Annotated in this window: 15 protein-coding genes; 12 read left to right on the top strand and 3 right to left on the bottom strand. The window is 66.4% G+C overall.

The window, feature by feature from the left end; translation table 11 throughout:
* The first annotated feature begins 72 nt into the window (after positions 1–72).
* The 3 genes from CTP10_RS08905 to def are packed head-to-tail and all read left to right on the top strand — an operon-like array spanning position 73 to position 4,128.
* Positions 73–1,434: a cell division protein ZipA C-terminal FtsZ-binding domain-containing protein gene (locus tag CTP10_RS08905; protein WP_116320639.1), complete on the top strand. Its 1,362-nt coding sequence runs from the start codon at positions 73–75 to the stop codon at positions 1,432–1,434.
* A 12-nt stretch (positions 1,435–1,446) separates the two neighbouring features.
* A complete protein-coding gene (gene ligA / locus CTP10_RS08900) occupies positions 1,447–3,579 on the top strand; it encodes an NAD-dependent DNA ligase LigA (RefSeq protein ID WP_116320640.1) in 2,133 nt (710 codons plus the stop codon).
* A gap of 15 nt (positions 3,580–3,594) precedes the next feature.
* The gene (gene def / locus CTP10_RS08895) at positions 3,595–4,128 is read left to right on the top strand and encodes a peptide deformylase (RefSeq protein ID WP_116320641.1); all 534 of its coding nucleotides are present in this window, start codon (positions 3,595–3,597) and stop codon (positions 4,126–4,128) included.
* A 73-nt stretch (positions 4,129–4,201) separates the two neighbouring features.
* Here the strand turns inward: def and CTP10_RS08890 are convergent, their stop codons facing one another.
* The 3 genes from CTP10_RS08890 to map form a co-directional block, all read right to left on the bottom strand.
* On the bottom strand, positions 4,202–6,259 hold the full coding sequence (locus tag CTP10_RS08890) for a pseudouridine synthase (protein WP_116320642.1): 2,058 nt from the start codon (positions 6,257–6,259) through the stop codon (positions 4,202–4,204).
* 19 nt (positions 6,260–6,278) lie between these two features.
* Positions 6,279–8,870 (bottom strand): [protein-PII] uridylyltransferase, encoded by a 2,592-nt coding sequence (locus CTP10_RS08885; RefSeq protein WP_116320643.1) that lies wholly within the window; start codon positions 8,868–8,870, stop codon positions 6,279–6,281.
* A gap of 76 nt (positions 8,871–8,946) precedes the next feature.
* Positions 8,947–9,765 carry a type I methionyl aminopeptidase gene (gene map / locus CTP10_RS08880; protein ID WP_116320644.1) on the bottom strand — a complete coding sequence of 273 codons (819 nt, stop codon included), beginning with the start codon at positions 9,763–9,765 and terminating at the stop codon, positions 8,947–8,949.
* Between the two features lie 362 nt (positions 9,766–10,127).
* Between map and rpsB the strand changes: the two genes are divergently transcribed.
* The 9 genes from rpsB (at position 10,128) to bamA (ending at position 20,569) form a co-directional block, all read left to right on the top strand.
* Positions 10,128–10,871 (top strand): 30S ribosomal protein S2, encoded by a 744-nt coding sequence (rpsB, locus tag CTP10_RS08875; RefSeq protein ID WP_078196561.1) that lies wholly within the window; start codon positions 10,128–10,130, stop codon positions 10,869–10,871.
* Between the two features lie 284 nt (positions 10,872–11,155).
* Positions 11,156–12,034: a translation elongation factor Ts gene (tsf, locus tag CTP10_RS08870; RefSeq protein ID WP_116320645.1), complete on the top strand. Its 879-nt coding sequence runs from the start codon at positions 11,156–11,158 to the stop codon at positions 12,032–12,034.
* A 294-nt stretch (positions 12,035–12,328) separates the two neighbouring features.
* On the top strand, positions 12,329–13,039 hold the full coding sequence (gene pyrH / locus CTP10_RS08865; RefSeq protein WP_063237869.1) for a UMP kinase: 711 nt from the start codon (positions 12,329–12,331) through the stop codon (positions 13,037–13,039).
* Positions 13,040–13,156: 117 nt separating this feature from the next.
* Positions 13,157–13,717 carry a ribosome recycling factor gene (frr, locus tag CTP10_RS08860; protein WP_116320646.1) on the top strand — a complete coding sequence of 187 codons (561 nt, stop codon included), beginning with the start codon at positions 13,157–13,159 and terminating at the stop codon, positions 13,715–13,717.
* A 45-nt stretch (positions 13,718–13,762) separates the two neighbouring features.
* Positions 13,763–14,533, top strand: coding sequence for an isoprenyl transferase (locus CTP10_RS08855; RefSeq protein WP_116320647.1), 771 nt, complete (start codon positions 13,763–13,765; stop codon positions 14,531–14,533).
* Positions 14,534–14,593: 60 nt separating this feature from the next.
* Positions 14,594–15,415 carry a phosphatidate cytidylyltransferase gene (locus CTP10_RS08850; protein WP_116320648.1) on the top strand — a complete coding sequence of 274 codons (822 nt, stop codon included), beginning with the start codon at positions 14,594–14,596 and terminating at the stop codon, positions 15,413–15,415.
* A 23-nt stretch (positions 15,416–15,438) separates the two neighbouring features.
* On the top strand, positions 15,439–16,620 hold the full coding sequence (gene ispC / locus CTP10_RS08845) for a 1-deoxy-D-xylulose-5-phosphate reductoisomerase (RefSeq protein ID WP_116320649.1): 1,182 nt from the start codon (positions 15,439–15,441) through the stop codon (positions 16,618–16,620).
* A 115-nt stretch (positions 16,621–16,735) separates the two neighbouring features.
* Entirely contained in the window at positions 16,736–18,139 is a 1,404-nt protein-coding gene (rseP, locus tag CTP10_RS08840; protein ID WP_116320650.1) for an RIP metalloprotease RseP, read from the top strand.
* A gap of 120 nt (positions 18,140–18,259) precedes the next feature.
* Positions 18,260–20,569 carry an outer membrane protein assembly factor BamA gene (gene bamA / locus CTP10_RS08835; RefSeq protein ID WP_116320651.1) on the top strand — a complete coding sequence of 770 codons (2,310 nt, stop codon included), beginning with the start codon at positions 18,260–18,262 and terminating at the stop codon, positions 20,567–20,569.
* The last annotated feature ends 3 nt before the right edge of the window (positions 20,570–20,572 follow it).

Below are 20,572 nucleotides of genomic sequence, written 5' to 3'. Positions count from 1 at the left end.
CACGTTCGCGAATGCTGCGCGCAACCGACACCACAATGCTGTGACCAATATGGGCGCTTTGGAGATTGCAGCATGAAGCTGAACATGGACCTGCAGACCGCGCTGATCGTCGCGGGTTTGGTATTCCTGGCGCTGCTGTTCGGCTACAACCAGTGGCAGATCCGCAAGGCGCGCCGTCCCCGCGAACTGAGCCCGGAGGACGACCTGCCGCCGATGCGCGAACCGGTGGTCGGCCAGGCCACTGCGCCGGAAACCGCGGCGCGGCTGCACGAGACGGCATCGGAGCAAGCTGAGCGGCGCGAGCCGACGCTGGCTTCGGCACACGCGGCAAACACGGCAAGCGCGGCAAACGCAGCACAGCCCGCACCGGCTGCCGCCACGCAGCCCAACCATGTTGCCGCCGCGGCTGCTGCGGCGGCCAGCACCGCCGATGCCGACGAAGCCGTGATGGAAGAAGTCGCGGTTGCCGCCGGCGTGGTACAGGCGGACGCAGGCGCGGAAGCCGAGTTGCCCGAGGCCGAGGCCGAGGCCGAGGCCGCTCCGGCTCCCGCAGCCGCCCCCGCGCCTGCACCGGTCGCCGCCGTTCCGGATGGCCAGCCCGCGCCGGCCGTGGTCGATCCGCTGATCGACTGCATCGTGCCGCTGCACCTGGAGCGCAAGGCGTCTGGCGACCGCATCCTGCCGCTGACCGGTCGGCTGCGCCGCGCCGGCACCAAGCAGGTCCATATCGAGGGCTTGCGCGCCGAAGCCAATGCATGGGAGCCGGTTACGGCCGGCCACCAGTACGAGAACCTGCAGGTCGGGGTGCAACTGGCCAACCGCAGCGGTCCGCTCAATGCGCTGGAGTTCTCCGAGTTCATCACCGCGGTGGAATCGCTCGCTGAAGCGCTCGACGCCTCCGCCGACCTGCCGGACATGAGCGAGACCGTGGCCAATGCGCGCGAGCTCGATGGCTTTGCCGCGGGCAGCGACGTGCAGCTTGGTGTCAACGTGATCTCCGACGGCGCGCCGTGGTCGGCCGCCTACGTGCAGAACGTGGCGACGCAGGACGGGCTGGTGCTGTCCCGCGACGGCACGCGCTTTATCCGCTACCAGGCCAACGCCGAAGGCGTACAGCGCCCGCTGTTCACGCTGCAGTTCGGCGATACCAACTTCCTGCGCGATGACCTGACGGTCAAGTCCGGGCGCCAGATCACGCTGCTGCTCGACGTGCCGCTGGCGGACCAGGGCGCCAAGCCGTTCAAGACGGTATGCGAATATGGCCACACGCTGGCCCAGCGCATGGGCGCGCAGTTGGTCGACGACAATATGCGCCCGCTGACCGAAGCCTCGTTCATCGCCATCTTCACCCAGCTGGATACGCTGTACCAGAAGCTGGAAGCGCGCGGCATGCCCGCCGGCTCGCCGGTCGCATTGCGGCTGTTCAGCGTATAGCCGGAGCCTGCCATGACCGCAAAACCACGCGGCGCGCAGGCAGAAGCCTCCGCGCCCGCCGGCGGCTTGCCGCCCGAAGCCGCAGCCACGCGTGTCGCCTGGCTGCACGATGAGCTCGACCGCCACAGCTACCAGTACTACGTGCTGGACGCGCCTACCATCCCGGATGCCGAGTACGACGCGCTGTTCAGCGAGCTGGTTGCGCTCGAGCTGGAGCATCCCGAGCTGCAGTCGCCGGATTCGCCCACGCAGCGCGTCGGCGGTGAGGCGCTGGCCGCGTTCGACACGGTGCGCCACCGGGTGCCGATGCTGTCGCTGAACAACGGCTTTGAGGACGACGACGTGCTCAACTTCGACCGCCGCTGCGCGCAGGGGCTGGGCCGCACCGCACCCGCGGCGGGCGAGGCCGACCTGTTCAGCGCGGCGGACGCGGTCGAGTACTCCTGCGAGCTGAAGTTCGACGGGCTGGCCATGTCGCTGCGCTATGAAGACGGCCGGCTCGTGCAGGCCGCCACCCGCGGTGACGGCGAAACCGGCGAGGACGTGACCGTCAACGTGCGCACCATCAAGGCGATCCCCCTGAAGCTGCGCGGCCAGGCGCCAGCGGTGCTGGAGGTGCGCGGCGAAGTCTTCATGTATCGCCGCGACTTCGACAAGCTCAACGCACGCCAGGCGGAAGCCGGCGAAAAGACCTTCGTCAATCCGCGCAATGCCGCTGCCGGCAGCCTGCGCCAGCTCGATCCGCGTATTACCGCGAAGCGGCCGCTGTCGTTCTTCGCCTATGGCCTGGGCGAACTGCAGGGCGTGGATCGCCCGGCCACGCACAGCGCCATGCTCGACGGCTTTGATGCGTTGGGACTGCCGGTGTGCAAGGAACGCGCGGTGGTTAAGGGGGCGCAGGGGCTGCTGGATTTCTACTCGGATATCGGCAAGCGCCGCGACGACCTGCCGTACGACATCGACGGCGTGGTCTACAAGGTCAATGCGCTGGCCGAGCAGGAACGGCTGGGCTTTGTCTCGCGCGCGCCGCGCTTTGCGCTGGCGCACAAGTTCCCGGCGCAGGAAATGACCACCATCGTCGAGGATATCGAGGTGCAGGTCGGCCGCACTGGCGCGATCACGCCGGTGGCGCGGCTGCAGCCGGTGTTCGTCGGCGGCGTGACCGTGACCAATGCCACACTGCATAACGAGGACGAGATCCGCCGCAAGGACGTCCATATCGGCGACACCGTGATCGTGCGCCGCGCCGGCGACGTGATCCCGGAGGTGGTGGCGGTGGTGGCCGAGCGCCGGCCGGCGGATGCGCGCGCCTTTGTGATGCCCACCGCTTGCCCGGTGTGCGGTTCGCATATCGAGCGCCTGGAAGACGAGGCGATCGCGCGCTGCACCGGCGGCCTGATCTGCGCGGCGCAGCGCAAGCAGGCGCTGCTGCACTTCGCGCAGCGCCGTGCCATGGATATCGAGGGGCTGGGCGACAAGGTGGTGGAGCAACTGGTCGACCAGGGCATCGTGCGCACGCCGGCGGACCTGTACAAGCTGGGCGTGGCCAAGCTGGCGGCGCTGGAGCGCATGGCCGACAAGTCGGCCACCAACCTCGTCGCGGCGATCGAAAAGTCGCGCGAGACCACCATGAACCGCTTTATCTTCGCGCTCGGCATCCGCCACGTGGGCGAAGCCACTGCCAAGGATCTCGCCAGGCATTTCGGCAAGCTCGACGGACTGATGGCCGCCGACGAAGCCGCTCTGCTGGAGGTCAATGACGTCGGCCCGGTGGTGGCGCAGTCGATCGCGCACTTCCTTGGCGAGCCGCATAACGTCGAGGTCATCGAACAACTTCGCGCCGCAGGGGTACACTGGCCGGAAAGCGAGCCGGTGGCCAGGGCAGCACCGGCGCCGCTGTCGGGCAAGACCTTTGTGCTGACCGGCACGCTGCCGACCATGTCGCGCGAGGACGCCAAGGAATTGCTCGAAGCCGCGGGCGCCAAGGTGGCAGGCTCGGTGTCGAAGAAGACCGACTACGTGGTGGCGGGGGCCGAAGCCGGCAGCAAGCTCGACAAGGCCGAGGCGCTGGGCGTGCCGGTGCTGGACGAGGGCGGCATGCTGGCATTGCTGGCTGAAGCGGGCGCTGCGCCCGCGCAGGAATAAACCGGGGAAACAGCCATGATCCGCGAGATTCTCAAGATGGGCGATCCGCGCCTGCTGCAGGTGGCGCGCAAGGTGGAGCGGTTCAATACGCCGGAGTTGCGCACGCTGATCGAAGACATGTTCGACACCATGGACCACGCCAACGGCGCAGGCCTGGCCGCGCCGCAGATCGGCGTCGACCTGCAAGTGGTGATCTTCGGCTTCGACCGCAATCCGCGCTATCCGGATGCGCCGATGGTGCCCAAGACGGTGCTGATCAACCCCGTGCTGGAGATGCTGTCGGATGAGCAGGAAGACGGCTGGGAAGGGTGCCTGTCGGTACCCGGCCTGCGCGGGGTGGTGCCGCGGCATGTGCGGCTGAAATACAGCGGCCATGACCTGATGGGCAATCGGATCGAGCGGATCGCCGATGGCTTCCATGCGCGCGTGGTGCAGCATGAGTGCGACCACCTGCAGGGGATTCTTTATCCGATGCGGATCAAGGATTTTACAAAGTTCGGGTTTACCGAGATCCTGTTCCCGGATCTGCCGGCCAATAGCGACGATTGAATCAGGCGCTACAGGCGAGACAAAAAAAGCGGCCATTGCGGCCGCTTTTTCCATGGTCAGTCCAGACTCGTCGTCAGAACTTCTCGAACTGTCCCAGGAACCGCCACATGCCCGGCGGCAGGTCGCCCAGCACCACGCGGCCCATGCGCACGCGCTTCAGGCCAACGACTTCCAGCCCCACCTGTTCGCACATCCGGCGGATCTGGCGCTTGCGGCCTTCGCGCAGCACGAAGCGCAGCTGCTCTTCGTTCTGCCAGCTGACCTTGGCCGGCTTGAGCAGCACGCCATCCAGGGACAGGCCATGGCGCAGCAGTTCGAGCTGGTCGGCGGGGAACGCCTCGCTGACATTGCGCTCGACCACGCCTTGCGGGCCATGCCAGACCACCCGTACCAGGTACTCCTTCTCGACGTTCGAGTCCTCGCCGATCAGCGCGCGCGCGACGCGGCCATCCTGCGTCAGCACCAGCAGGCCGGTGGAGTCGATATCGAGGCGGCCGGCCGGCGCCAGGCTCTTGCGCTGCCACGGCGCGAAGCGCTTGCGCGTGGCGTCGCCCTCCCACTGGTTCTCGGCGGTGAACAGCACCGCGGCCGGCTCATAGCCGTCTTCGGCCTGGCCGGATACGTATCCCACCGGCTTATTCAGCAGCACGGTAACGCGCTCGCCCTGTTCGGAGCGCGCTTCCTGCAGGATCTCGATCTCGGCATCCGGGCGGATGCGGCTGCCCAGCTCGGTCACCGGCTTGCCGTCGACCAGCACCCAGCCGCGCGGGATCCATTCATCGGCTTCGCGGCGCGAGCACAGGCCGAGTTCGGACATGCGCTTGGACAGGCGCACCAGGCCGTCGTCATGGGTGGTTTCAGGCGCGGCATCGTCGCGAGCCGGCTTCTGCGGGCGCGGGGCCGGTGCCTGCGGCCGGGGCGTGCCGGCGGCATCGCTGAAGCGGCGCGCCGGCGCGGAGCCTTCGCGGCGGCGGTCGCCGGTGGGGGCAGGGCGCCGCGGACGGTTGTCGTCGTCACCGTAGCGCCGCGGACGGTTGTCGTCGTCACCGGAGCGTCGTGGCGGCCGCGACTCGCTGCCTTCGAAGCGGCGCGGACGATTTTCGTCATCGCCAAAGCGCCGCGGCGGCCGCGATTCATTCCCCTCGAAACGGCGTGGACGCGCTTCGCCGCGATCGTCGCCATAGCGGCGCGGACGGTTGTCGTCATCGCCAAAGCGCCGCGGCGGCCGTGATTCATTGCCTTCGAAGCGGCGCGGGCGAGCTTCGCCGCGATCGTCGCCATAGCGGCGCGGACGATTTTCGTCATCGCCAAAGCGCCGCGGCGGCCGCGACTCATTCCCCTCGAAACGGCGCGGACGTGCTTCGCCGCGATCGTCGCCATAGCGGCGCGGATGGTTGTCGTCGTCGCCAACGCGTCGCGGCGGCCGCGATTCATTGCCTTCGAAGCGGCGCGGACGCGCTTCGCCACGGTCGTCGCCATAGCGGCGCGGACGGTTGTCGTCGTCGCCAAAGCGCCGCGGCGGCCGCGATTCATTGCCCTCGAAACGGCGCGGACGTGCTTCGCCGCGATCGTCGCCATAGCGGCGCGGACGATTTTCGTCGTCGCCGAAGCGTCGCGGCGGCCGCGATTCATTGCCTTCGAAACGGCGCGGACGTGCTTCGCCGCGATCGTCGCCATAGCGGCGCGGACGGCTGTCGTCATCGCCAACGCGCCGCGGCGGCCGCGATTCATTGCCCTCGAAACGGCGCGGGCGCGCTTCGCCGCGGTCGTCGCCATAGCGGCGCGGACGGTTGTCGTCGTCGCCAGAACGTCGAGGCGGCCGTGCTTCGCCTTCGGCACGGCGCGGCCGTGCCTGCCGCTCGCCGTCAGCGGGGCGGGGCGGACGCGGCTTGCGCACGCCGCGGCCGGCATCGCCGCCGGCTTGCGCTTCGCCTGGCGCGCGGCGGCCGGCACTCTTGCCACCGTCGCTCTGCTGCGCACGCTTGATGCCTTCGGTCACGGCCCGCACGCGGTTCCGGTTCAGGTCGGAAACCCGAACCGGACGGTTGCCGGTCTTGCGCGCGGCGGTGCCGGTGTCGCCTGCGGCCTTGATGCCTAGCGTCTTGCGCTTCGGCGAATTGCTGTCGGTCATATCGTTGATGCTGCCCGCCTCAGATCGCGAGGGCGGAGAGCAAGTCCTGTTCAAGCTGAATCTGCAATCGGTTGTCGGCGGCCAGGCGGCTGCCGTCTACCAGGAACACGTCTTCGACGCGTTCGCCCAGGGTGTTGATGCGTGCCGTGTGCACGGACACGCGATGCCGTGCCAGTACGCGGGCGATGGCGTACAGCAGGCCGGTGCGGTCGTTGGCGGACAGCGACAGCAGGTAATACTGGCCGCGCTCATCCGGGCGCAAATCGACGCGCGGCTTGATCGGGAAACTGCGCGACTGGCGCGACAGGCGTCCCTGCGTGGGCTCGGGCAATGCGGCCTGCTGGCGCAGCCTTTCGCACAGCTCGTGCTCCACCAGCGCGATGATGTCGCGGTAGTTGCCGCGATAGTTGCCGTCGCTGGCCATGCCCGGATCGGTGACCTGGAACGTATCCAGCGCGTAGCCGTGGCGGGTGGTGTGGATCTTGGCGTCCTGGATCGAGAACGCCTTGCGCTCGAAATAGCCGCAAATGCGCGCGAACAGGTCGGGCTGGTCCTGCACGTAGACGGCCACCTGCAAACCTTCGCCCGCCGGCGAGATGCGCGCCTTGACCACCGGGTTCGTGCTGTCCACCTTGTCGTACAGGTGGCGCGTGAGCCAGGCGATGTCGCGCGAATCGTGCCGCAGGAAGAACGCCACGTCCAGTTGCGCCCACAGGCGCTTGCCCAGCTCGGGGTCGAAGGCTTTCAGGCGCAGCTCGGAGATGGTCTCTTCCTTGCGCAGCGACCACAACGAATGCGGATCCACGCGCGCGCCGCCGAGCACGCGCAACGTGATGCGGTACAGGTCTTCCAGCAGCTTGCCCTTCCACGCGTTCCAGACCTTGGGGCTGGTGCCGCGGATATCGGCCACGGTCAGCAGGTACAGCGCAGTCAGGTGGCGTTCGCTACCGACCACGCGCGCGAAGGCATGCACCACGTCCGGATCGGTCAGGTCCTGCTTCTGCGCCACGTGGCTCATGGTCAGGTGGTGCTCGACCAGCCAGCAGATCAGGTCGGCATCGTCGCGCGCAATGCCGTGCGCCTTGCAGAAGCGCCGCGCGTCCACGGTGCCGAGCCTGGAGTGGTCGCCGCCGCGGCCCTTGGCGATATCGTGGAACAGCGCCGCCACCCACAGCACCCACGGCTTGTCGAAGCTCGCCATCAGCTGGCTGCAGAACGGGAACTCGTGGGTGTGCTCGAACATGGCGAAGCGGCGCATATTGCGCACCACCATGAGGATGTGCTGGTCCACGGTGTAGACGTGGAACAGGTCGTGCTGCATTTGCCCGACGATGCGGCGGAAGTTGATCAGGTAGCGGCCCAGCACGCTGGTCTGGTTCATCAGCCGCAGCGCATGGGTGATGCCCTGCGGTTCCTGCATGATGGCCAGGAACAGGCGGCGGTTTTCCGGATCGTTGCGCCAGCCCGCGGTCATCACGGTGCGCGCGTTGTACAGCCCGCGCAGCGTGCGCGGCGACAGGCCCTTCACGCCGGGCGTGCGCTGGTACAGCAGGAAGGTTTCCAGGATCGCGTGAGGATCGCGCTCGTAAACGTCGTCGCTGGTGATCTCCAGCATGCCCTGGCGCTCGACGAAGCGTTCGTTGAGCACGCGCGTGACCTGCGACTCGCTGGGGAACAGCATTGCCTCGATGTTCAGCAGCAGCACGATGTTGAGCTGCGTGACCGCCTTGGCCGCCCAGTAGTAGCGCCGCATCAGCTGCTCGCTGGCGCGCTTGTTGGTGGTCTGGCGGTAGCCGAAGGACTCCGCCAGGGCGGTCTGCAGGTCGAACACCAGCACGTCCTGGCGCCGGCCCGCCACCAGGTGCAGGCGCGCGCGGATGGTCTTGAGCAGGCGCTCGTTGCGTGCCAGCTCCTGCGCTTCGCGCTGCGTCAGCAGGCCGCGCTCGAACAGTTCTTTCCAGCTGTCGCCCAGGCCAGCGGCCTTGGTCATCCACAGGATCACCTGCAGGTCGCGCAGGCCGCCCGGGCTTTCCTTGCAGTTGGGCTCGAGCGCGTACGGCGTGTCCTGGTACTTGGCGTGGCGCTGGCGCATTTCCAGCAGCTTGGCCTGGAAAAACGCGGCCGGGTCCAGGTCGGCCTGGTAGCGCGTGCGCATCGACTCGAACAGCTTGCGGCTGCCGGTCACCAGCCGCGCTTCGAGCAGCGAGGTCTGGATGGTGACGTCCTGGCGCGACTCGCGGATGCAATCGTCCACGGTGCGTACCGACGACCCGATCTCCAGGCCCAGGTCCCAGCACAGGCCGATGAAGCGCTCCAGCCGACCGGTGGTGTCCTGGTCGGGCTCGGCGGGCAGCAACAGCAGCACGTCGACGTCCGAATAGGGCAGCAGCTCGCCGCGGCCGTAGCCGCCCACCGCCACCAGCGCCGCGCCCGCAGGCATCTCCAGGCCGCGCCACGCTTCCACCAGCGCGGCGTCGACGGCACGGCGCAGCCGCGTGATCAACGTGCCGACGTTGGCGCTGAGGTTGAAGTCGGCAAACAGCGCCTGCTTATCGGCCTTGAGCTGGTCGCGCACGCGCGCGGCAAGCAGCAGTTCCGGCGTGGTGTCCATGGAGAGGGCGGGATGGTGCGTGGGCACGGCTGGAAAAATAAGGGCGCCGGTCAGGCGCCCTGGCTGGTGTGCGACTTCAGGCCGCGACGGATTCCGTAATGAAGGCTGGCGGCGCCGGGGTGCCGGCCGACACCGTCAGCACCTCAAAGCCTGTCTCGGTGACAAGCACGGTGTGCTCCCACTGCGCCGACAGGCTGCGATCGCGGGTCTTGACCGTCCACTGGTCGGGCATGGTGCGGATATCGCGCTTGCCGGCGTTGATCATCGGTTCCACGGTGAAGATCATCCCGGCCTTGATCTCGGCACCGGTGCCGGCGCGGCCGTAGTGCAGGATCTGCGGGTCTTCGTGGAAGTTCTTGCCGATGCCGTGGCCGCAGTATTCACGCACCACGCTGTAGCCGGCGGCTTCCGCGTGCACCTGGATGGCATGGCCGATATCGCCCAGGCGCGCGCCGTTGCGCACCTGCGAGATGCCCTTCCACATGCATTCGTACGTCACCTGCGCCAGGCGTTTGGCCAGGATCGAGCCTTCGCCGACGATGAACATGCGGCTGGTGTCGCCGTAATAGCCTTCCTTGGTGATGACGGTGATGTCCAGGTTGATCGCGTCGCCGCTCTTGAGCACGCGCTCGCCGGGGATGCCGTGGCAGATCACGTCGTTGACCGAGGTGCAGATCGCGCCGGGGAAGGGCGGGTAACCGGGGGGCGCGTAGTTCAGCGGCGCCGGCACGGTGCCTTGCACGTCGCGCATATAGGCGTGGCACAGGCGGTCCAGCTCGCCTGTGGTGACGCCCGGCTGGACGAAGGGCGTGATGTAGTCGAGGACTTCGGAGGCAAGGCGGCAAGCCACGCGCATCTGGGCGATGTCTTCGGCGGTGTTCAGGTAAATGCTCATGCTGCGTCGCCAAAAGTGATGGCGGGGCCACTGGCCGCGCCGAATTCGAAAGATCAATGTGGGATTATCGCACCATCGGCGCGGGATCGCAGCTTGTGGCGGCGCGGATTTGGGTGGCCCAGCGGACATGCGCGAGGCGTGGAGCCGAACGCCGGTGGGCGACGGGCGGCTTGAGCGCGTCGCACTTTTATTGCTACAATAGCGGGCTCGCCTGGTTGCGGTGCAACATCGCACAGCCAGGTCGACAGTTTGCAGCATCCAGCTGCGACGATGTTTTTTGGAAATCGCTGGCCCGCCTATCCGGGGTGTTCCTTTTCAGGAATGTCGGGGCGGGCTTCAGACCTAACCCTTTGGAGAATCACATGTCCGTTACCATGCGCGAAATGCTGGAAGCCGGTTGCCACTTCGGCCACCAGACCCGCTTCTGGAACCCGAAGATGGCCCCCTTCATCTTCGGCCATCGCAACAAGATCCACATCATCAACCTCGAAAAGACGTTGCCGATGTTCCAGGACGCCATGAAGTACGTGCGTCAGCTGGCAGCCAATCGCGGCACCATCCTTTTCGTGGGCACCAAGCGCCAGTCGCGCGAAATCCTGGCTGAAGAGGCCGGTCGCGCCGGCATGCCTTACGTCGACGCCCGCTGGCTCGGCGGCATGCTGACCAACTTCAAGACGGTCAAGATCTCCATCAAGCGCCTGAAGGACATGGAAGCCGCCAAGGAAGCCGGCGCGCTGGAAACCATGAGCAAGAAGGAAGCGCTGATGTTCGAGCGCGAGATGCTCAAGCTGGAAAAGTCGATCGGCGGCATCAAGGACATGGGCGGCGTGCCTGACGCCATCTTCGTGGTCGACGTCGGCTACCACAAGATTGCCGTGACCGAAGCCAACAAGCTGGGCGTGCCCGTGATCGGCGTGGTTGATACCAACCACTCGCCGGAAGGCATCGACTACGTGATCCCGGGCAACGACGACTCGAGCAAGGCCGTGGCCCTGTACGTGCGCGGCGTGGCTGACGCGATCCTGGAAGGCCGTGCCAACGCGGTGCAGGAAGTCGTTGAAGCCGCCCGCGGCGACGACGAATTCGTCGAAGTGCAGGAAGGCTGATAGCCTCCGGCCCGCTGCCTGAAAGGAACCCGATAGCGCGCACGTCAACACACGACAGGCAAGCATCGCTTGCCGCCCGGCACGCCGGGCAGCGCGCAGGGCGCAAGCCGGGGTACGTCGGCAGCAGGGCAAAAAAGGGGGCACTTCTGGCGCCCCCTTTTTTCGAATTTGAATTGTTGTCATCCGCCGCAGGCAGTATCTGCCGCGGGTGCGCTGTAGACCCACCGACCGGGTGCCGCGGGCAGACTGCCGGGGCCCGGCGCGAACCATTCAAGGAGTGACAAATGGCGGCAATTACCGCAAGCATGGTTGCAGAACTGCGCGCGAAGACCGACGCGCCGATGATGGAATGCAAGAAGGCCCTGACCGAGGCCGACGGCGACCTGAACAAGGCCGAAGAACTGCTGCGCGTCAAGCTGGGCAACAAGGCCAGCAAGGCCGCATCGCGCGTGACCGCCGAAGGCGTGGTCGCTTCGTTCATCGACGGCACCACCGGCGTGCTGGTCGAACTGAACTGCGAGACCGATTTCGTCTCCAAGAACGACGACTTCCTGGCTTTCTCGGCCAAGGTTGCCGAACTGATCGCCAAGCAGAACCCGGCCGACGTGGCAGCCCTGTCGGCGCTGGAAATCGACGGCGTGAGCGTTGAAGCCACCCGCACGGCCCTGATCGGCAAGATCGGCGAGAACCTGACGGTCCGCCGCTTTGTCCGTTACGCCAACGGCGGCAAGCTGGTTTCGTACCTGCACGGCACCCGTATCGGCGTGATGGTCGAGTTCGACGGCGACGAAGCCGCCGCCAAGGACGTGGCCATGCACGTGGCCGCCATGAAGCCGGTGTCGCTGTCGGCCGAGCAGGTCCCTGCAGACCTGATCGCCAAGGAGCGCAGCATCGCCGAGCAGAAGGCTGCCGAGTCGGGCAAGCCGGCCGAAATCGTCGCCAAGATGGTCGAGGGTTCGGTGCAGAAGTACCTGAAGGAAGTGTCGCTGTTCAACCAGCCGTTCGTGAAGAACGACAAGCAGACTGTCGAGCAGATGCTCAAGGCTGCCAACACGACCGTGAAGGGCTTCACCCTGTACGTCGTGGGCGAAGGCATCGAGAAGAAGCAGGACGACTTCGCCGCTGAAGTGGCCGCCCAGGTGGCCGCTGCCCAGAAGGGCTGATGTCCGGGGCGTGCCGGCCGGCCCTTGTGGGCGGGTCCGGGCGCCTATAATGCCGCAGGGGCGCCGCAAGGTGCCCCTCTGCATAAGTAGTGCAGTGAGGCGTATTGCACGTTGCACTGCAGCAGTCAGTTTTCGCGGTCGTCTTCCCGTCGCCTGCCAGCAGGGTGGGGCGACCCCGAAAACCGGCTTTCTTCCTCCGGTGGCGCGCCGATCCGAGCCGCCGGTGTCAAAAAATCAATCGTCTCATTTGTGTTGAGTCCCAAACGAGCGACTTGCTCCTGTCCGAGGGTGAACATGCCAGCCTACAAGCGCGTCCTTCTGAAACTGTCCGGTGAAGCCCTGATGGGCGACGATGCCTTTGGCATCAACCGCTCCACCATCGAGGCGATGGTGAACGACATTGCCGAGATCGTGAAACTCGGCGTCCAGGTCGCGGTGGTCATCGGCGGCGGCAATATCTTCCGCGGCGTCGCGGGCGGTGCGGCCGGCATGGACCGCGCCACGGCCGACTACATGGGCATGCTGGCCACCATGATGAACGCGCTGGCGCTGCAGGATGCGATGCGCCACGCCAATATCGAAGGCCGCGTGCAATCGGCGCTGCGCATGGACCAGGTGGTCGAGCCGTATATCCGCCCGCGCGCGATCCGCCAGCTGGAAGAGGGCAAGGTGGTGATCTTCGCCGCCGGCACCGGCAACCCGTTCTTCACCACCGACACCGCCGCCGCGCTGCGCGGCTCGGAAATCGGTGCCGAGGTCGTGCTCAAGGCGACCAAGGTGGACGGCGTCTACACTGCCGACCCCAAGAAAGACCCGAGCGCCACGCGCTACACCACCATCAGCTTCGACGAGGCCATCTCGAAGAACCTGCAGGTGATGGACGCCACCGCCTTCGCCCTGTGCCGAGACCAGAAGCTGCCGATCCGGGTGTTCTCGATCGTCAAGCCGGGCGCGCTCAAGCGCGTGATCCTGGGCGAAGACGAGGGCACCCTGGTCCACGTCTGAGGCAGGCGCCCCCGGATACCGCGCCGTGGCGCTGGTGTCTGGCCGGGCAAAGAGTAGAATGATTCATTTTCGATCCCGCCTGGCGGGATCATGGTTGGCTGATTTCCGGAGGTTAACATGAGCGTCGCCGACACAAAGAAGAGCGTCGAGCAGAAAATGCAGAAGTCGATCGAAGCCTTCAAGGCCGATCTGGCGAAGATCCGCACTGGCCGTGCCCACACCGGCCTGCTCGACCACGTTCAGGTGGATTACTACGGCTCGATGGTGCCGATCAGCCAGGTTGCCAGCGTCGGCCTGGCCGATGCTCGCACCATCACGGTGCAGCCGTGGGAAAAGAAGATGGTTGGCACGGTCGAGAAGGCCATTCGCGACTGCGACCTGGGCCTGAACCCGGCCACCATGGGCGACGTGATCCGCGTGCCGATGCCCGCGCTGACCGAAGAGCGCCGCAAGGAGCTGACCAAGGTCGTCAAGAGCGAGGCCGAAGGCGCCAAGGTGGCGGTGCGCAACCTGCGCCGCGATGCCAACGAGCAGTTCAAGAAGCTGGTCAAGGACAAGACCATCTCCGAGGACGACGATCGCCGCGGCCAGGAAGACGTGCAGAAGCTGACCGACAAGTACGTGGCCGAGATCGACAAGATGGTCGCCGAAAAAGAGAAGGAGATCATGACGGTCTGACGCCGTCCCGGCAATTGCCGGGACAGTCAGCGACCGTCTGCCATCATGCAGCACATCAGTTCAACGCTCGACGTACCCGATACCTCTTACGTGCCCCGTCACGTTGCCATCATCATGGACGGCAACGGCCGCTGGGCGACCCAGCGGCACCTGCCGCGCGTTGCCGGGCACTCCCGGGGACTGGACGCCGTGCGCGCGGTGGTGGAAGCCAGCGCCGCGCGGGGCGTGCAGTACCTGACGCTGTTCGCATTCAGTTCAGAGAACTGGCGGCGTCCGGCGGACGAGGTGTCGTTCCTGATGCGGCTGTTCATGATGTCGCTGCGGCGCGAAGTGGTGAAGATGCACGCCAACAACATCCGCCTGCGGGTGGTTGGCGACCTGGCTCGCTTCAGCCCGCGCATCCAGAAGCTGATCAAGGATGCCGAGGCGCGTACCGCCGGCAATACTGGCCTGACCGTGACCATCGCCGCCAACTACGGCGGCCGCTGGGACCTGCTGCAGGCCATGCGCAAGATGCTGGCGCGCTCGCCGATGCTCGATCCGGAGTCGATCGACGAATCCATGCTGGCGCCGCACCTGGCCATGGCCTATGCGCCGGAGCCCGACCTGTTTATCCGCACCGGCGGCGAACAGCGCATCAGCAATTTCCTGTTGTGGCAGCTCGCGTATTCCGAGCTGTATTTCACCGACGTGTACTGGCCGGATTTTGACGCCGCCCAACTGGACAAGGCCTTTGCTTCGTACCGCCAGCGCGAACGCCGTTTCGGCCGCACCAGCGCGCAACTGGTTGCGCCGGGACTATCTGGCACGGCCTGACACGGCCTGAGCACACTGGCCTTCCAGGCTACTCCAACAACTTCCACGGGATCGCAGCGCATGCTCCTCACCCGCGTCATCACCGCCCTGTGCCTGCTGCTGCTGATCCTTCCGATCCTGTTCCTGGCGCCACCGGCCGGCCTGGCGGGTCTGCTCGGCGTGATCGTGCTGCTGGCGGGCTGGGAATTCGGTCGCCTGATCGGGCTGCGCGGGCCCTGGCCGTACGTCTATGCGCTGGCCTGCCTGATCGCCACCATCACCTGGCATGACATGCCGCTGCGGCACGCCACCACCTGGCTGCTGGAAGCGGCGGTGGTGTGCTGGGGCGTGGCGCTGGTGCTGCTGGCGCGCGGTGTGCGCACCGCGACGCCGGGCTTTGCCGTGCTGGGGGCCGTCCTGGGCCTGGTCATGCTGCCCGCGTTTGCCCATGCCACCATGATCCTGCGCGGCGCCGGCATTGGCGTGCTGCTGACCGCGGCGGTGCTGGTGTGGGCGGCCGATATCGGCGCTTATTTCACCGGCAAGGCCATTGGCCGGCGCAAGCTGGCACCGTCCATCAGCCCGGGCAAGTCCTGGGAAGGCGCCATTGGCGGCTGGCTGCTGGCGCTTGTCATCGCCCTGGTGCTGGCTGCCACCCATGCCTTCGCGCCCACCTGGTTCTCGGTGCTGGGCGATCGCGGTGGCCTGGGCTATGTGGCCGGGCTGACCACGCTGCTGGTGGCGGCGAGTGTGGTGGGCGACCTGTTCGAGTCGCTGCTCAAGCGCCAGGTCGGCATGAAGGACAGCAGCCGGCTGCTGCCAGGCCATGGCGGCGTGCTGGACCGGATCGATGCCTTGCTGCCGGTGTTCCCGCTGGCGGCCCTGATGCTGATTTTTCTCTGAAGCCTTCTCTGAATCGGTCTGATATGCAGCGCATTACCATCCTGGGCGCCACCGGCTCGATCGGCGAAAGCACGCTTGACGTCGTCCGCCGCCATCCTGACCGCTACACCGTGCATGCGCTGACGGCGCACCGGCAAGTGCGCAAGCTGGCCGATCAATGCATGGCATTCCGCCCGGCTCGCGCCGTGGTGGGCAGCGCCGAGGCGGCGGGAGAACTGCAGACGCTGCTGCGCGATGCCGGCGTCGATACCGAAGTCAGCTACGGCGAGGCCGAGCTTGAATCGGTCGCCGCCGATGCGCAGACTGACGCCGTGATGGCCGCGATCGTCGGCGCCGCCGGCCTGCGCCCGACGCTGGCCGCTGCCTGTGCCGGCAAGCGCGTGCTGCTGGCCAACAAGGAAGCGCTGGTGATGTCTGGCCGCATCTTCATGGACGCGGTGCGCGAGCATGGCGCCACGCTGCTGCCGATCGACAGCGAGCATAACGCCATCTTCCAGTGCCTGCCGGCCGACGATCCGCGCTATGGCCGCGGCGTGGCCAGGGTGCTGCTGACCGCGTCGGGCGGGCCGTTCCGCACGCGCGATCCCGACACGCTGCACGACATTTCTCCCGATGAGGCCTGCGCCCACCCGAACTGGGTCATGGGCCGCAAGATCTCGGTCGACTCTGCCACCATGATGAACAAGGGCCTCGAAGTAATCGAGGCGCACTGGCTGTTCGGCGCGCCGGCCGAGCGCATCGAGGTGCTGATCCACCCGCAGAGCATCGTACATTCGATGGTGGCCTACCATGACGGCTCGGTGCTGGCGCAGTTGGGCAATCCGGACATGCGCACGCCGATCGCCTACGGCCTGGCCTATCCCGAGCGCATCGATGCCGGCGTGTCGCCGCTCGACCTGACGCTGGCAGGCGGGCTGCATTTCGAGAAGCCGGACCTGCAGCGCTTCCCGTGCCTGGGTCTCGCCTTCGACGCCCTGGGCGCCGGTGGGGTGGCGCCGACCGTGCTCAATGCGGCAAACGAGGTGGCGGTCGAAGCATTCCTGAGCGGAAAAGTGCGCTTCACTGACATCGCGCGGTTGGTGGCCCAAGTGCTCCAGGCGGCACCGGCCGGCCCGGCGGACACGCTCGACGCCATCCTTGATGCCGACCGCGTGGCGCGCGACGCAGCGCGCGCGGCCGTTGCCGGACTGGCGCTGCGCCGCTGATCCGACGGGCCGGCCAGCCGCATCTGCGACAATAGCGGCTGCGGCGGCCCCGGACATGCCGGAACACCCGGATCCGGCGCGCCAGTCCAGCCACTGTTACTGACGTCCCAACGCCATGCAAACCGTACTCGCTTTCATCGTTGCCCTGTGCGTGCTCATCTACGTGCACGAGATGGGGCATTACCTCGCCGCGCGCGCCTGCGGCGTGAAGGTGTTGCGCTTTTCGATCGGTTTCGGGCGGCCGCTGCTGCGCTGGATCTCGAAGAGCCGCGACCGCACCGAATGGACGGTGGCGGCCATCCCGCTGGGCGGCTACGTCAAGATGCTGGACGAGCGTGAGGTCGATCCCGAGCGTGACACCCCGATCGATCCGGCCGACCTGCCGCGCGCGTTCAACCGCCAGCCGGTCGGCAAGCGCTTCATCATTGTCGCGGCAGGGCCGATGGCCAATTTCCTGCTGGCGATCGTGCTGTACTTCGCGCTGTTCACCGGCGGCATGCGCGAACCCGCCCCCATCGTCGCCGCACCGGCGGCCGGTACCATGGCGCAACAGGCCGGCGTGCGCGAAGGCGACCGGGTGCTGTCGCTGACCGCCAACGGCCATACCGAAGCGGTGCGTTCCTGGAACGACCTGCGCATGGCGGTCTTCGCCGAGGGCTTCGGCGATACACGTGCCGTGCTGCGCGTGCGCGCCGCCGACGGCGCCGAGCGGGACGTCACGCTGGCGCGCCTGCCCAATACCGGCGGCAACCCGGAGCAGGATCCGCTCAGCACGCTCGGCCTGCATCTGAAGGGCGGGCCGGTCACCATCACCGAGGTATTGGCAGATTCGGCCGCCGAGCGTGCCGGGCTGAAGAAGGGCGACCGCGTCGTTGCCTGGCAGGGCACCCCGCTGACCCAGGCCAGCGCGCTGATCAAGGCGGTGCGCAGCCAGCCCGGGCAGACCGTGACGCTCGGCATCGAGCGCGACGGCAAGCGCCTGGACGTGCCGGTGACACTGGATGCTGCCGCCCCGCGCGACGGCGAAAAAGACGCCAGCGGCGCGCCGGCCCCGCCGGCGGGCAAACTGGGCGCGGCCCTCAGCCAGGCCGTAGAGATGGAGACGGTGCGCTACCGTCCGGACGAGGCGCTGACCCGCGCCTTCGGCCAGGTGTGGGACACCAGCGCGCTGTCGCTGAAGCTGCTCGGCAAGATGCTGGTGGGGCAGGCGTCGCTGCAGAACCTGAGCGGTCCGCTGACCGTGGCCGACTACGCCGGGCGTGCCGCAAACCTCGGCCTGCAGGCCTTTGTCAGCTTCCTGGCGCTGGTCAGCGTTAGCCTCGGTGTACTGAATTTGTTACCTATTCCGGTTCTGGATGGGGGGCATTTGCTGTATTATTGCGTGGAATTTTTGACTGGCCGGCCCGTCCCAGACCACTGGCAGGCAATGCTGCAAAAGGTTGGCATCGCCTGCATCTTGCTCCTGACCTCGCTCGCTTTGTTCAATGACGTCAGCCGAATGTTTCTGGCGAACGGCTAGAAACGCATGTCGGCAAGGGGGCGGTCGTGTCGTCGGACACCGTCGCCAGGGGGCGCCATTGCCATGCGCGGTCCCACGAGGCATGGAAAATCCTGGATGGAATCAAAGAGGGGATCAACATTGATCAGACATAAGCGCATTTCGCTAGGCTTGCTGGCGAGTGCCGTTATTGCAGCCTGGAGCCCGGCGGGCTGGGCTGCCGATCCGTTCGTCGTCAGGGACATCCGCGTTGAGGGCCTGCAACGCGTCGAGCCGGGTACGGTGTTTGGCTACCTCCCCGTGCGCGTCGGAGAAACCTTTACCGACGACAAGGGCGCCGATGCGATCCGTGCCCTCTACAATACCGGCTTCTTCAAGGACGTGCAGATCCGCGCCGAAGATGGCGTGCTGGTCGTGCAGGTGGAAGAACGCCCGGCGATCTCGCAGCTGGAATTCGTCGGCATCAAGGAATTCGACAAGGACACGCTGCGCCGTTCGCTGCGCGCGGTCGGTGTCGCCGAAGCCCGCTACTACGACAAGGCGCTGATCGACAAGGCGGAGCAGGAGCTCAAGCGCCAGTACGTCGCGCGCGGCTACTATGCTGCCGACGTACAGACCACGGTCACGCCGGTGGACCGCAACCGCGTCTCGGTCGTGTTCAACGTCGAGGAAGGCCCGGTCGCCAAGATCCGCCAGATCAATATCGTCGGCAACAAGGCGTTCAAGGAAGGCACGCTGCGCGACGAAATGCAGCTGTCTACGCCGAACTGGCTGTCGTGGTACACCAAGAATGACCTGTACTCGAAGCAGAAGCTGACGGCCGACCTGGAGGCGCTGCGTTCCTACTACCTGAACCGCGGCTACCTCGAGTTCGCGATCGAATCGACCCAGGTGTCGATCACGCCGGACAAGAAGGACATCTTCCTGACCCTGAACATCAAGGAAGGCGAGCAGTACAAGGTGTCGGACATCCGCCTGGCCGGCGAACTGCTGGGCAAGCAGGAGGAAATGGAAAAGCTGCTGCAGCTGAAGAAGGGCGACATCTTCTCGTCCGAAAAGCTGACCGCCAGCACCAAGGCCATTACCGACCTGCTGGGCACCTATGGCTACGCCTTCACCACGATCAACCCGCAGCCGAACATCGACCAGGAAAAGCGTGAAGTCGCGCTGACGCTGATGGTCGACCCGGGACGGCGCGTCTACGTGCGCCGCGTCAACGTGGTGGGCAACAGCAAGACCCGCGACGAAGTGGTGCGCCGCGAGATGCGCCAGATGGAAAGCTCGTGGTTCGACAGCGAGAAGCTGCAGCAGTCGCAGGCGCGTATCAACCGGACCGGCTACTTCACCGACACCAACATCACCACCGAGGACGTGGCCGGCGCGCCCGACCAGGTCGATGTGAATGTCAACGTGACCGAGAAGCCGACCGGCCAGATCAGCCTGGGCGTGGGCTTCTCGTCCACCGACAAGCTGGTGCTGCAGGCCGGCCTGCGCCAGGACAACGTGTTCGGTTCCGGTACCAGCCTGGGCGTGGACGTGAACACCGCCAAGTCGTTCCGTACCATCGCGCTGACGCAGTACGACCCGTACTTCACGGTGGATGGCATCAGCCGCTCGACCGATATCTACTACCGTACCTCGCGTCCCCTGTACTACACGGGCGACCAGGACTACAAGATCGTGTCCGCCGGCGGCGGCTTCAAGTTCGGCGTGCCGTTCTCGGAAGTCGATACCGTGTTCTTCGGCATCGGCTACGAGCGCACCCAGGTCTATACCTCGGTCAACACGCCGAGCCAGTACACGCAGTGGCTGAACGCGATCGGCAAGAACAGCGGCGACGGGATCAACAACTTCCCGTTCACGATCGGCTGGGCACGTGACCGCCGCGACAGCGCGCTGGTCCCGACCAAGGGCCCGTACACCCAGGCCAACCTGGAAGTCGGCCTGCCGGGCGGCGATACGCAGTACTACCGCGCCAGCGTGCAGCAGCAGTACTTCTACCCGATCTCGAAATCGTTCACGCTGGCGCTGAACGGTGAAGTCGCCTACGGCCACGGCTACGGCAACACGCCGTTCCCGGTGTTCAAGTACTTCTACGCCGGTGGTATCGGCTCGGTGCGCGGCTACCAGACGAGCACGCTGGGTCCGAAGGACCAGAACGGCAACCCGGTGGGCGGTGCCTCCAAGATGATCGGTAACGTGGAATTCATCTTCCCGCTGCCGGGCTCGGGCGTCGACCGCACGCTGCGCCTGTTCACGTTCTTCGATTTCGGTAACGTCTACCAGGAAGGCGCACCGATTTCGTTCAGCGATCTCAAGTACTCGACCGGCTTCGGCATGTCGTGGCTGTCGCCGATCGGCCCGCTGAAGATCAGCATGGGCTTCCCGCTCAACCGGGAGGAAACCGACAAGGTCCAGCGCTTCCAGTTCCAGATCGGGACGGCATTCTGATTC

Origin of the sequence: Cupriavidus sp. P-10, assembly GCF_003402535.2 — a bacterium.
In the GTDB taxonomy this organism is placed as follows: Bacteria; Pseudomonadota; Gammaproteobacteria; order Burkholderiales; family Burkholderiaceae; genus Cupriavidus.
The sequence above is the reverse complement of the archived record's forward strand: the minus strand, read 5'-3'. Positions and strand labels throughout refer to the sequence as shown.